Source organism: Bacillus sp. PK6-16 (assembly GCF_056530295.1).
Genome location: NZ_CP096511.1, coordinates 4,679,897 through 4,692,536, shown reverse-complemented (window position 1 = coordinate 4,692,536; position 12,640 = coordinate 4,679,897). Strand labels below are relative to the sequence as shown.

Here is a 12,640-nt window from a genome sequence, read left to right as displayed (position 1 = left end):
AAAAACACCGATCCACTTGGATCGGTGTTTTATTTTTAAAAGATATTAAATACAGCGTTTAATTGAAGTAAGCTAATAACAGCTAAGAAGATTAAACTATATTTCATTGCTGTTTTAAATAGGGCAGATTCTTTACCAACTAGTCCAACTGCGGCACAAGCAACTGCTACAGATTGTGGTGAAACCATTTTTGCCATTGTACCACCTACTACGTTTAAGGCAACGAGTGTAGAAGGAACGATGTTTAACTGGTCTGCTGTTACTGCTTGAAGTGGTGCGAATAAAGAACCACTTGAAACTACTGAACCTGTAATGAATACGCCAATCCATCCTAAGATTGGAGAAAGAACTGGGAATGCATTACCAGTAGAAGAGAATGCAAGTCCAAGTGTAGATGACATACCAGAGTAGTTTTCTACGTAAGCTAAAGCGATAACGCTACAAATTGTATATACTGGAGCTTTTAATTCTTTCATTGTTTCAATCATTAATTCTTTAACCATTTTACCTTTTACGCGGTAAACGATAAGTGAAACGATAATTGCTAGTACAATCGCAGTAGTTGTAGAAGAGAATACATCAAATTTGAAAACAGCTGCGAAAGGTGTATCAGCTTTTGTAATTGGTGTAGTTTTCATAACAGCATTATGAAGACCAGGGAACTGAATGTTAAATACTAAGTTTGCTAACGCACCATCTGGAGCAAATAAAGCTTTAATCGGTTTTAAGTTAAAGATTGTTACAAATGCAGTTAAGAATACGAATGGAGACCAAGCATATAAAATTTGATTGAATGTATGTGATACTTTAGTTTCTTGTTTTTCTTCTTTAGTAGAAGATTTTGGTTGCCAAACACGTAAGAATAATGCAAGAGCAATCATACTTACAACGGCTGCGAAAATATTAGTAAGTTCTGCGCCTAAGAAGTAAGTTACAGCGAATTGAGTAATAGCGAAAGAAACACCACTTACAAGAATACCTTGCCAAGTTTCTTTAATACCTTTAATTCCATCGACCATTGAAACAAGTAAGAAAGGTAAGATAACACTAATGAAAGGTAAAATAAGAACAGTTTGACGACCAATAGTTAATGCGTCAAGTTGAGTTAATTGTGCTGGTACTGTAACTGGAATACCCATAGCACCCATAGCACCACCAGCAATATTAGCTACTAAACAAATACCTGCTGCTTTTAATGGATTAAAGCCCATACCTACAAGTAGTGCAGCTGTAATAGCAACTGGAACTCCTAGACCAGCTGCGCCTTCTAAGAAAGCACCGAAAGAATAAGCGATTAATAATACTTGTAAACGTTGATCATTTGTAATGCTTGAAATACTATCGCGAATAATATTGAATTGCTCTGTTTTAACAGTTAATTTGTAAAGGAAAATTGCGGCGATAACGATAGTACAAATTGGATAAAATCCAGATAAAACACCGAATCCGGCAGATGCTACAGCTACTGTTGCTGGCATTTTATAAACAAATATTGCAAGGATAATAGCGACAATCACACTATAAAGACCAGCCATGTAACTTTTCATTTTGAATCCCATTAAACAAATGATGAAACAAAAGATTGGAAGTGCTGCGATTAGTGCAGATAACCAAATATTGTTTAATGGGTCATAAATTTGTGTCCAAGTACTCATAATAATGACAACTCCTATCTATTATATGTGAAGAAATTCACATTATTTGTGAAACTATTCACAATCAACTTACATGCTTAGTATATTCTCCTTCAACACTATTGTCAACGTAAAAAAGTATAATTATTCCATAATAGTGTTAAAAGAAAAGCTTTGTTCATAAAGTAGACAAAAAACACACTCAAATGAATTTAAGTGTGCTGTATAAACTATGTGCATATTATTTTGCTTATTCAGATGGCATGTTCCTTATAGGCGTATATTAGATGAAGTCTTTTATATTAAATATAAAGTTTGATATATGCAATTATCTGTCCTGTTTGATCTAGTGGGGGAACGGTGAGTGGATTTAATAGGAAGTTTTGCACAACAATCCAACCGCTTGCAATACGAATAAAAAATAAGAAACAAATTTTTAATATCACATCATCTCTTTTTACTGAAAATTCCTTTTAGCGTAACAAAGAGGTTAATTATAGTTCAACTACATTACGATAGGTTATCAATTATAGACGGTATTTTACAATACCGTTACTGTGCATTTCAATGAGGTGAAAATATAACAAAAAGCCTGATAAAACAACGTTTGCAAGCAAAGTATTCGTAGGCCATTATTTTGCTTTTTCGTTATATCATATAGTATAATATTCAAAATCAGCAAGGATTTTTTCCTGAATTTTTGCTGATAAAGATGGAAAATTTTTTCGGCTTTATAGGTTGATAAAGTTATGTCGTAACAGGAAATATAAGAACAGATATATAAATAAATAAAAAGAACATAAAAACGCAAATAAAAACGAAAATGAGGGGAACTTTATGAGCCAAAATCAATTCGAATGTCGTATTTCAGAAGAAGATGTACAAATGTTAAGAGCGTTAGCTCACCCACTTCGTCTACGTCTAGTAATGGAACTTATGCAAAGAGGAACATGTAATGTAACACAACTACAGGAAGTATTAGAAATTCCGCAATCAACGGTTTCACAACATTTAACAAAGTTAAAGCAAAATAAAGTAGTGCGCTTTGAAAGACGAGGATTAGAAGTGTATTATCAAATCCATAATGATAAAGTAAGTGCGGTAGTAAAAACATTATTTTCTTAAAATTTGAATATTATGGAAAAAGACGTATGGAATATACGTCTTTTTTTATTTGTCAGAAAGGTAGCGAGAGAGTAAATATTAGCATGTGAGGAAGAAATGACTATCAATCAACATGCTGCCTTACGGAATATATTCTAAAAGGAAAAGAAAAAATAGAAAGGAGTGTAGTAAGCAAAAGGAGGGATAGTAGTATGGATGTGAAACGTGTGAAACAAATTTTATCTTCTTCAAGTAGAATTGACGTTACATATGAGGGCGTACCAGTATGGATTGAGAGCTGTGATGAGCAGAAGGGGAGTGCTCAAGTGTATGATGTATCTAATCCTGGTGAGAGCGTTCATGTGGACGTGACAGCTTTAGAGGAGAAGTAATAGAAAAGACGCTTCTGATTTTAGAAGCGTCTGTTTTTGTATTATTCCATCATACTCGCAACTTTTTTAGAGAAGAGAAGGAGTACAAGTCCTAAGACGATAACGATAATGCCAATACTTGCAAATACTTCAAGGTATCCTAATGATTGTGTAAAGGAAGCAAGTTTACCAGCTAACCAGTTAGCCATACCTGAACCAGCTAACCATACACCCATTAATAATGATGCTAATTTAACAGGTGCAATTGCACTTACCATTGATAGACCGATTGGTGATAAGAATAGTTCTCCAATTGTATGGAACATATAAGTGATAACGATGAATAATAAGTTTGCTTTAACAGTTATATCAGCTTCACTACTTCCGGTTTTTAGAACCGCTAATGTTAAAACCAGGTAACCTATACCTAGTAAAATCATACCAAATGCCATTTTTGTTGGTATTTTTAAATCGCCACGCTTTGATTTAGAAAGTTTTAACCATAGCATAGATACGAATGGTGCAAGGAGTACGATGAACGCTGGATTAACGGATTGGAACCAAGATGTTGGAACTTCCCATCCAAAAATTGTACGATCAACAAATTTATCTGTATAAAGTGTTAAAGAACTACCAGCTTGTTCAAAGCCTGCCCAGAAGAATACTACGAAACAAGTTAAAATTACAATTGCCCAAGTGCGATTTTTTTCTTGTTTTGTTAAAGGTTTCTTTTCGATTGCAGGTTGATTTTTTGTTTTTTTACCAACAATTGTTGTTCCTGCTGTACCAAGGTAGCGAGGAGCTAATAAGTTGAAAACAATTTGTCCAATAATCATACCGATACAAGCTGCTAAGAATCCGTATTTATATCCCATAACCATAACGCCATCAACGCTTGTTTTAAAGAAATCTTCTGCTAAAAATCCACAAATAAGTGGAGCGAAGAAAGCACCTACGTTAATACCCATATAGAAGATAGTAAATGCACTGTCACGACGCGAATCATTTTCACCATACAATTCACCTAACAGTGTAGAAATATTTGGTTTAAAGAACCCATTACCAATAACTAATAGTATTAATCCTAGAAATAGTCCTGTTTTTGTATTCATTGAGAATAGTACAAAGTTGCCGATTGCCATAATAATTCCGCCGAGAGTAATGGCATGACGTCTTGTAATATAATGATCTGTTAGCCATCCACCTATAATTGGCATGAAATATACTGCCGCTGTAAAAGTACCATATAATTGCACTGCAAACGCCTTATCAAATCCTAACCCGCCACTAACCGCAGCAGTCGTTAAATAAAGAACTAAAAGGCCGCGCATTCCATAATAACTAAATCTTTCCCACATTTCTGTTAAGAACAACAAGTACAACCCTGGTGGATGTTTTTTTGGTGATTGTTGCTCTCCAGCTTTGTCTAATTTTAAAGCTGCATCCATTTTTGTTTCCCCCTAATCCTGTATAACGGATATTTATGTAATCATTTTAATTTACAAAATATTTAGAAGTCAATAGAATTATATGGAAATAGAAAGAAAATTTCTAAAAAAGTTCTATTTTTCTTCGACCGTTACTGTATTTTGCCCTGAAAACGAGATGATAAGCGTTTTCAAATGTAATAATTGAATTCTAAAAGAAAATAAAATAGTGATTAATCAGAAAATTTAGATTAAAACATTTATTCTGATATAAAGAAAATATATTCTATTTACTTTCTCAATATAACATATTGGGAATAAAAATACAAAACGAAATAATGTGACATTTAAGTGAATTGAAAAATAACCAGCTCCACAGAAGGGAGCTGGTTAAGGAAATATTATTTAACAAAGCGTTTTTCGATGTCATCTAATAGTAGGTTAGCGGCCATTACGCCACCAGCTGTATTCCAAATAACGTCATCAACTTTGTATGCTTTACCATTTTTTACTGCATTTAAATTTTTAAATAGAGGATCGTTTATATACTCTTTTTCTAGTTCAGATCCTTTTTTCTCATTTCCTTTATCGAATGTGAAGTAGAATAATACGTCACCATCCATAGCAGAAATACGCTCTTTAGATACGTTACGCTCTGCAAAATCATCTTTATTTTGATCTCCAGGACGTTTAAATCCAAGTTCTTTTAAAATAACACCAGAGAATGTATCGCCATGATAAATACGAACATCACCAGGCATGAAACGAACCATAGAGATTTCTTGGTTTACTTTATCGCCAAGTTTGCCTTTTAAATCTTTTATACGTGATTCGTAATCAGCTACAACTTTTTGACCTTCTTTTTCTTTATTTAATGCTTTTGCATAAAATTTGAAGTTATCTTTCCATTCACCACGTAATGTATCTGAGAACACAGTAGGTGCAATTGCTTTTAGTTGTTCGTACACTTTTTCGTGGCGCATTTTATTACCGATAATTAAGTCTGGTTTTAAAGAAGCAATTGTTTCAACGTTAACTTGTCCTTCATCACCAACAACTTTTACATCTTTCATTTTATCCTTAATATGTGGATACCATGGGTCACCAGTCCAAGACTTTACAGCACCAACTGGTTTCACACCTAACTCAAGTAAAGCTTCAGTTCCTTCATTTGTTAAGATAACTACACGTTTTGGATTAGCAGGAACTTCTGTTTTACCCATTGCATGTTCTACAGTAACCACTTCTTTTTTATTATCTTCTTTTGTAGATTCTTCTTTGTTATTTGATTTTCCACAAGCGCTTAAAAGCATTGAAAATGCTAGTAAAAATACAAATACTGTAAACGATTTCTTCCGCATGAAATTCATTATGTACCCCCTACATGTTGAGAATATTTTTCAATAGCAAGCATGATATTAAGCCTTTATCTTTTGATTGTCAATACATATGGGTGAAAATAATTCTCATTTCCGTTGACAATGAGAATTAAGTTGAAATACACTAACAACGTATCATTATACATTGAAGGGGAAACGCTGCATGTTATTAAAAACAAATCGAGCAAAATGGATTGGATTATTTGTTGGAATCATTGCAGTCGTTATTTGTATTTGGGGAAGTATTATTTTCGGGTATACAAATACGAGTTGGAAACTAGCATTGGATGCTTTTTTCCATTTTAACGGTTCCAATGAACATATTATTATTCAAAATGTACGTCTGCCTAGGGCGTTAATTGCAGCTAGTGTTGGTGCTAGTTTAGCCATTGCTGGTTGTCTTATGCAAACTTTAACTAAGAATCCACTTGCTTCTCCAGATTTTATTGGATTAAATTCAGGTGCTGCGTTCTTCATAGTTGTAGCAATTGTAATCTTTTCAGTAACATCATTATCAGCTTTCACATGGATTGCCTTTTTAGGAGCGGCGGTTGCAGCTGTACTTGTATTTGCTTCTAGTTCTTTAGGAAAAGAAGGAACTACTCCTCTTAAGTTAACGTTAGCAGGGGTCGCAATTAGTGCGTTATTTTCATCATTAACACAAGGATTACTTGTGTTAAATGAAAAAGCACTTGAAGAGGTATTATTTTGGCTTGCTGGATCTGTGCAAGGGAGAAAGTTAGAAATTTTACAATCTGTATTCCCATATTTATTAATAGGATGGATTGCATCTCTTATGATGGCAGGGAAAGTAAATACATTGATGATGGGAGAAGACGTCGCGAAAGGACTTGGACAACGAACAATTTTAATGAAATCATTCGTGTTACTTATTATTGTACTGTTGTCTGGTGGTTCGGTTGCGGTTGCTGGCCCAATTGGATTTATTGGAATTATTACTCCGCATTTTGCGAGATTTCTTGTTGGAGTTGACCACAGATGGAGAGTGCCTTATAGCGGATTGTTAGGTGCAATACTACTAATATTGGCTGATATAGCAGCAAGATATGTCATTATGCCACAAGAAGTACCAGTAGGAGTTATGACAGCATTTATTGGAGCTCCATTCTTTATTTATATTGCACGTAAGAGAGGGCTTAGCAAATGAAGAAATATATTCCGTTTCGTATAGGAAAAGGTGAGCTCTCGTTTTTAATGTATAAACGAGCTTGTCTCGTCTTGTTAAGTTTACTAGTTGTTTTAATAGGATTATTCTTTGCGAGCGCAGGTATGGGAGACATGAAAATTGCTCCTTATGACGTATGGCAAGCAATTACTGGAAATGGCGATGCGATGTCAAATATGGTTGTGAATAAGTTTCGTATGCCACGTATTTTAATTGCTATCCTCGTAGGAATTGCGCTTGCTGTAGCAGGATGTATTTTACAAGGTCTCGTTCGAAATCCACTTGCTTCTCCGGATATCATCGGGATTACGGGCGGGGCAAGTGTTGCAGTTGTATTGTTTTTAGCTATATTTAGTGATAAAAATAATGCGCTAACTGTAAGTATTCATTATATGCCGTTAGCAGCCTTTGTTGGGGCAACGATTGTGGCGCTTTTTGTATATTTATTTGCATGGAGAAATGACGGGTTATCGCCTATTAGTCTTGTTTTAATTGGTGTGGGGTTTTGGGCATTAACGAAAGCGGCAACGACTTTGTTTATGTTGTTAGCACCAATTTATCAAGCGAGTCAAGCGAATGTATGGATTACAGGTACTGTTTATGGTTCTTCATGGCAAAACGTTATGGTGCTTGCACCGTGGGTTCTCATTTTAACGGTAATATCATTTATAGCTGCTAGACATTTAAATGCGCAAGAGCTAGGGGATGATATTGCGGTAGGACTTGGTGTTCCTTTAACGAAGTCACGCGTATTCATGTTATTACTTAGTACGGCTTTAATTGGGGGAGCAGTTGCCTTCGCCGGAGGAATTGGATTTGTCGGTTTAATGGCACCTCATATTTCACGAAGGCTAGTTGGTTCTTTATACGGTGCATTACTCCCAGTTGCAGCTATTGTTGGTGCAATTCTAGTACTTGCTGCAGATTTAATTGGGCGTACAGTTTTCACACCACTTGAAATTCCAGCAGGGGTATTTACATCAGCAATTGGTGCACCTTATTTTATTTATTTACTTTATAAAAGTCGGAATTCATAAAGGGAGATGAATATGCAAAAAGCATTGGAGACGAAACGTTTGACGTTGTCTTATGGTGAAACAATTATTATCGATGAGTTGAATTTAGAAATTCCAAAAGGTGAAATTACAATCTTTATCGGTTCCAACGGTTGCGGGAAATCAACTTTATTACGTTCACTAGCTAGATTATTAAAGCCAACAACTGGTGACATTTTGTTAGATAATCAAGCTATTCAAAGTATGCAAACGAAGCAAATTGCTCGTCAAATGGCAATTTTACCGCAAGGACCGCAAGCACCTGAAGGGCTTACAGTATTGCAACTTGTAAAACAAGGACGCTATCCATATCAAACATGGCTGAAACAGTGGTCAGAAAAAGATGAGGAAATGGTACAGAAGGCACTTGCAGCAACAGGTATGACAGAATTTGCTGAGCGTGATGTGCATGCTCTTTCAGGTGGACAACGACAACGTGCTTGGATTGCAATGACGCTTGCACAAGATACAGATATTATTTTACTGGATGAGCCTACTACATATTTAGATATGACTCACCAAATTGAAGTGCTAGATTTATTATTCGAATTAAATGAAACAGAACAAAGAACAATTGTTATGGTATTACACGATTTAAATTTAGCATGTCGCTATGCAGATAACATTGTAGCCATTCAAGATAAACAAATATATGCACAAGGTAAACCTGAAGAAGTGGTAGATGAGAAACTAGTACGTGATGTATTCCGAATGGAGTGTCAAATTAGTACGGATCCGTTGTTTGGAACACCGCTTTGTATACCTCACGGAAGAGGAAGACGTGTAGTTAAAGAAGTTGCTCAGGTAATGAGATAAAAAAACGATGAGTGATTCATCGTTTTTTTTATTTGGTACAAGAAAATAAGAGGAAGAGAGGAATACGTAAGCGACGTTTATACTCTTCTTCATTTTGAAAATAGGTTGGATTTGGTGTAGCTTCTTTTAATGATGTAATGGTAAATCCGGCTTGCTGTAATAATGTGAAATAATCTTCCGTTGTACGATGATATTTAATAACTTCTTGGTCAATCCATGGTTCAACCCGTTTGCCTAGTTTAAAGTAATCATCGACGAGCCAACTCGTTCTTTTACCACTTGTTTGTAAGCTTTCAAACGAAGAAGTAATAACGGGATGTTGAACGCTAAAGGTAAAGGTGCCATTTGTTTTTAAAGTTTGAAACACATTTTGAAAAATGGCATCAAGATGTTCAATATAATGTAAGGCGAGTCTAGATGTTACTAAATCAAAAGTGGAAGAGGGGTAGGTATAATCTTTGAGGTTTAAAAAATGAACAGATCCATTTTTATTTTCTAGTTGTTTTTTAGCTTTTTCATACATAAGTTCGGAGCCTTCAATGCCGGTGTAAGAGTAGCAACCCTTTTCTAATAATTCCGCGCCAAACCTAGCATCACCACAGCCTAAATCGAGAATTTGTTTTCCTCGTACATGACCAATGAGCTGAAAGAATACTGGTTTTTCAATGGATTCATTTGGGCTATTTTCTCGGTATCTTCGTTTCATATATTGTTCGAAAAAGGCTGTGTTATTGTATACATCAGATTCTGTAAATGCCATGTTTGAAACCTCCCGAAATATTTTTTTAATTCTATCAAATATGAAAAGTAAATGATAGATTTATTGTAATGAATCATATATAATCTAAAATTGTAAGCGGTTACTTTAAGCTATTTTTCTATAATAAATTCTGAAAACGTGTTAAGCTAGTAGAGGGATTATTAGAACTATTAAGACAATAATCCGCTTACATGAACGATGGGAGGCTTCACGATGTCTAGTAAAACACTTGCGAAATTTTTAGAAGAAAATTTAGAGGATTTAAAATCAAAGGGGCTTTATAACGTAATTGATCCGCTTGAGAGTTCAAATGGACCAATCATTACAATTGGCGGAAAAGAATATATTAACTTATCTTCAAACAACTATCTTGGATTAGCAACAGATAGCCGTTTGCAAGAAGCAGCAATTGGTGCTATTCATAAGTACGGTGTTGGAGCAGGGGCTGTTCGTACAATTAACGGTACTTTAGATTTGCATATTAAGTTAGAAGAAACAATTGCAAAGTTTAAACATACAGAAGCAGCAATTGCTTATCAATCAGGATTTAACTGTAATATGGCAGCGATTTCAGCTGTTATGGATAAAAATGATGCAATTCTTTCAGACGAATTAAACCATGCTTCTATTATTGATGGTAGTCGTCTATCAAAAGCAAAAATTATTGTTTATAAACATTCGGATATGGAAGATTTACGCCAAAAAGCAATTGCGGCGAAAGAATCAGGTCTTTACAATAAATTAATGGTAATTACAGACGGTGTCTTTTCAATGGATGGAGATGTTGCAAAACTACCAGAAATTGTTGAGATTGCAGAAGAGTTAGATTTAATGACATACGTAGATGATGCACACGGTTCAGGTGTACTTGGAAAAGGTGCAGGAACTGTAAAGCACTTCGGTCTTTCTGATAAAGTTGATTTCCAAATTGGTACATTATCAAAAGCAATTGGGGTAATTGGTGGATATGTAGCAGGGAAACAAAACTTAATTGACTGGTTAAAAGTTCGTTCACGTCCATTCTTATTCTCTACAGCATTAACACCAGCTGATGCAGCAGCTTGCATGAGATCAATTGAAATCTTAATGGAAAGCACAGAGTTACACGATCGCTTATGGGAAAATGGCCGCTACTTGAAACAAGGATTAAAAGAACTTGGCTTTAACATTGGAGAAAGTGAAACGCCAATTACACCTTGTATCATTGGGGACGAAGTATTAACACAAGAATTTAGTAAACGTCTAAATGAAGAAGGGGTATACGCAAAATCTATCGTGTTCCCAACTGTAGCAAAAGGAACAGGGCGCGTTCGTAATATGCCTACAGCAGCTCATACGAAAGAAATGTTAGATGAAGCAATTCTTAAGTATGAAAAAGTAGGAAAAGAAATGGGCATCATTTAAGTAACGACATCTTTTGAATAGCTTGCAAATGAGGAGTGGGGAAAATGAAAAAAATTCTAGTAACCGGTTCTTTAGGGCAAATTGGTTCTGAACTAGTAATGAAACTTCGTGATGTATACGGCGCATCAAATGTTATTGCAACAGATATTCGTGAAACAGATAGTGAAGTAGTAACGTCTGGTCCATTTGAAACGTTAGATGTAACAGATGGACAAAAACTACATGATATCGCAAAGCGTAATGAAGTAGATACAATTATTCATTTAGCAGCTTTACTTTCAGCAACAGCAGAAAAAAATCCGTTATTTGCATGGAATTTAAATATGGGTGGACTTGTAAATGCTCTAGAAGCAGCTCGTGAATTAAACTGTAAGTTCTTCACGCCAAGTTCTATCGGTGCATTTGGTCCATCAACGCCAAAAGATAATACACCGCAAGATACAATTCAGCGTCCTACTACGATGTATGGGGTAAACAAAGTGGCAGGAGAATTACTGTGTGATTATTATCATCAAAAATTTGGCGTAGATACGCGCGGTGTCCGTTTCCCAGGTTTAATTTCTTACGTAGCGCCTCCAGGAGGCGGAACGACTGATTATGCAGTTGAAATTTATTATGAGGCGATTAAAAAAGGTGCATACACCTCATACATTGCTGAAGGAACATATATGGACATGATGTATATGCCTGATGCTTTACAAGCGATCATTTCATTAATGGAAGCTGATCCAAGTAAGCTAGTGCATAGAAATGCATTTAACATTACAGCAATGAGCTTCGAGCCAGAGCAAATTGCAGCGTCAATTCGTAAACACATTCCGACGTTTACAATGGATTATGCAGTAGATCCAGCTCGTCAAACAATTGCTGATAGCTGGCCGAACTCTATTGACGCAACAGCAGCAATGAAAGAGTGGGGCTTTAAAGCAGAATACGATTTAGACAAAATGACAACTGACATGCTGGCTAAGTTAAAAAAAAAGCTCACAGCTGAGTTAGTGATGAATTAATAGGAAGAGTCGATTCTTAGGAATCGGCTCTTCATTATTTTTGGGAGGAGAGAAGTCTTATGCAAAGAGTTGATGTCGTATACGCACTAATACATGACGAAGAAACAGATAAAATATTAATGGTACATAATGTAGAACAAAACGTTTGGTCATTGCCAGGTGGGGCTGTGGAAAAAGGTGAAATATTAGAGGAAGCACTAATAAGAGAAGTGAAAGAAGAGACAGGTTTAACCGCCTTGGCTGGGGGGCTTGTTGCGATCAATGAAAAATTCTTTGAAGAATCAGGGAATCATGCACTATTTTTTACATTCCGAGCGAATGTAGTAAAAGGGGAACTTATTGCGGAAGATGAAGGTGAAATTTCTGCAATAGAGTGGGTAGATCGAACAATTGCGAATGAGCGTTTCCCATACTATGACGGAGGATTTGAATCTTTATTAGAAGTAGCCATTCCATACAAGTTTCAACCAGAAACAAAGTAATTGAACGAAAAA

12 protein-coding genes are annotated in these 12,640 nt (G+C 35.5%); 8 read left to right on the top strand and 4 right to left on the bottom strand.

Annotated features, from left to right (window positions below):
• Positions 1-35 precede the first annotated feature (35 nt).
• Positions 36-1,655 carry an L-lactate permease gene (locus M1D66_RS24140; RefSeq protein ID WP_000109101.1) on the bottom strand — a complete coding sequence of 540 codons (1,620 nt, stop codon included), beginning with the start codon at positions 1,653-1,655 and terminating at the stop codon, positions 36-38.
• Between the two features lie 816 nt (positions 1,656-2,471).
• Between M1D66_RS24140 and M1D66_RS24135 the strand changes: the two genes are divergently transcribed.
• Positions 2,472-2,759 (top strand): ArsR/SmtB family transcription factor, encoded by a 288-nt coding sequence (locus M1D66_RS24135; protein ID WP_000081428.1) that lies wholly within the window; start codon positions 2,472-2,474, stop codon positions 2,757-2,759.
• Positions 2,760-2,950: 191 nt separating this feature from the next.
• Positions 2,951-3,130, top strand: a complete 180-nt coding sequence (locus tag M1D66_RS24130; protein WP_000382679.1) for an acid-soluble spore protein H — start codon at positions 2,951-2,953, stop codon at positions 3,128-3,130.
• A gap of 41 nt (positions 3,131-3,171) precedes the next feature.
• Here the strand turns inward: M1D66_RS24130 and M1D66_RS24125 are convergent, their stop codons facing one another.
• Both M1D66_RS24125 and M1D66_RS24120 read right to left on the bottom strand, forming a co-directional pair.
• Positions 3,172-4,557, bottom strand: a complete 1,386-nt coding sequence (locus tag M1D66_RS24125; RefSeq protein WP_000338319.1) for a peptide MFS transporter — start codon at positions 4,555-4,557, stop codon at positions 3,172-3,174.
• Positions 4,558-4,937: 380 nt separating this feature from the next.
• Positions 4,938-5,906 (bottom strand): ABC transporter substrate-binding protein, encoded by a 969-nt coding sequence (locus M1D66_RS24120; protein WP_001010271.1) that lies wholly within the window; start codon positions 5,904-5,906, stop codon positions 4,938-4,940.
• Positions 5,907-6,078: 172 nt separating this feature from the next.
• On the opposite strand from M1D66_RS24120, the gene M1D66_RS24115 reads away from it, so the two are divergent.
• The 3 genes from M1D66_RS24115 to M1D66_RS24105 are packed head-to-tail and all read left to right on the top strand — an operon-like array spanning position 6,079 to position 8,972.
• Positions 6,079-7,083 carry a FecCD family ABC transporter permease gene (locus M1D66_RS24115; RefSeq protein WP_000925232.1) on the top strand — a complete coding sequence of 335 codons (1,005 nt, stop codon included), beginning with the start codon at positions 6,079-6,081 and terminating at the stop codon, positions 7,081-7,083.
• The gene (locus tag M1D66_RS24110) at positions 7,080-8,138 is read left to right on the top strand and encodes a FecCD family ABC transporter permease (RefSeq protein ID WP_000760054.1); all 1,059 of its coding nucleotides are present in this window, start codon (positions 7,080-7,082) and stop codon (positions 8,136-8,138) included. Before M1D66_RS24115 ends, M1D66_RS24110 begins: the two co-directional genes overlap by 4 nt.
• A 12-nt stretch (positions 8,139-8,150) precedes the next feature.
• Positions 8,151-8,972 (top strand): ABC transporter ATP-binding protein, encoded by an 822-nt coding sequence (locus M1D66_RS24105; RefSeq protein WP_001167963.1) that lies wholly within the window; start codon positions 8,151-8,153, stop codon positions 8,970-8,972.
• A gap of 28 nt (positions 8,973-9,000) precedes the next feature.
• Here the strand turns inward: M1D66_RS24105 and M1D66_RS24100 are convergent, their stop codons facing one another.
• Entirely contained in the window at positions 9,001-9,732 is a 732-nt protein-coding gene (locus M1D66_RS24100) for a class I SAM-dependent DNA methyltransferase (protein WP_000885979.1), read from the bottom strand.
• A 213-nt stretch (positions 9,733-9,945) separates the two neighbouring features.
• On the opposite strand from M1D66_RS24100, the gene M1D66_RS24095 reads away from it, so the two are divergent.
• From M1D66_RS24095 to M1D66_RS24085, 3 genes are read left to right on the top strand one after another with little or no spacing between them, the layout of a single operon-like run.
• Positions 9,946-11,136, top strand: a complete 1,191-nt coding sequence (locus M1D66_RS24095; RefSeq protein ID WP_000095905.1) for a glycine C-acetyltransferase — start codon at positions 9,946-9,948, stop codon at positions 11,134-11,136.
• 44 nt (positions 11,137-11,180) lie between these two features.
• Complete coding sequence (locus tag M1D66_RS24090; protein ID WP_000723125.1) at positions 11,181-12,146, top strand: L-threonine 3-dehydrogenase; 966 nt, start codon at positions 11,181-11,183, stop codon at positions 12,144-12,146.
• Between the two features lie 59 nt (positions 12,147-12,205).
• Positions 12,206-12,628, top strand: coding sequence for an NUDIX hydrolase (locus tag M1D66_RS24085; RefSeq protein ID WP_001189940.1), 423 nt, complete (start codon positions 12,206-12,208; stop codon positions 12,626-12,628).
• Positions 12,629-12,640 lie beyond the last annotated feature (12 nt).

What these genes read in the sequence shown, in the direction of transcription:
- M1D66_RS24100 (WP_000885979.1), bottom strand. Translation starts at nt 9,732, where the DNA reads ATGGCATTTACAGAATCTGATGTATACAATAACACAGCCTTTTTCGAA.
- M1D66_RS24085 (WP_001189940.1), top strand. Translation starts at nt 12,206, where the DNA reads ATGCAAAGAGTTGATGTCGTATACGCACTAATACATGACGAAGAAACA.
- M1D66_RS24110 (WP_000760054.1), top strand. Translation starts at nt 7,080, where the DNA reads ATGAAGAAATATATTCCGTTTCGTATAGGAAAAGGTGAGCTCTCGTTT.
- M1D66_RS24135 (WP_000081428.1), top strand. Translation starts at nt 2,472, where the DNA reads ATGAGCCAAAATCAATTCGAATGTCGTATTTCAGAAGAAGATGTACAA.
- M1D66_RS24130 (WP_000382679.1), top strand. Translation starts at nt 2,951, where the DNA reads ATGGATGTGAAACGTGTGAAACAAATTTTATCTTCTTCAAGTAGAATT.
- M1D66_RS24090 (WP_000723125.1), top strand. Translation starts at nt 11,181, where the DNA reads ATGAAAAAAATTCTAGTAACCGGTTCTTTAGGGCAAATTGGTTCTGAA.
- M1D66_RS24115 (WP_000925232.1), top strand. Translation starts at nt 6,079, where the DNA reads ATGTTATTAAAAACAAATCGAGCAAAATGGATTGGATTATTTGTTGGA.
- M1D66_RS24120 (WP_001010271.1), bottom strand. Translation starts at nt 5,906, where the DNA reads ATGAATTTCATGCGGAAGAAATCGTTTACAGTATTTGTATTTTTACTA.
- M1D66_RS24125 (WP_000338319.1), bottom strand. Translation starts at nt 4,557, where the DNA reads ATGGATGCAGCTTTAAAATTAGACAAAGCTGGAGAGCAACAATCACCA.
- M1D66_RS24140 (WP_000109101.1), bottom strand. Translation starts at nt 1,655, where the DNA reads ATGAGTACTTGGACACAAATTTATGACCCATTAAACAATATTTGGTTA.
- M1D66_RS24095 (WP_000095905.1), top strand. Translation starts at nt 9,946, where the DNA reads ATGTCTAGTAAAACACTTGCGAAATTTTTAGAAGAAAATTTAGAGGAT.
- M1D66_RS24105 (WP_001167963.1), top strand. Translation starts at nt 8,151, where the DNA reads ATGCAAAAAGCATTGGAGACGAAACGTTTGACGTTGTCTTATGGTGAA.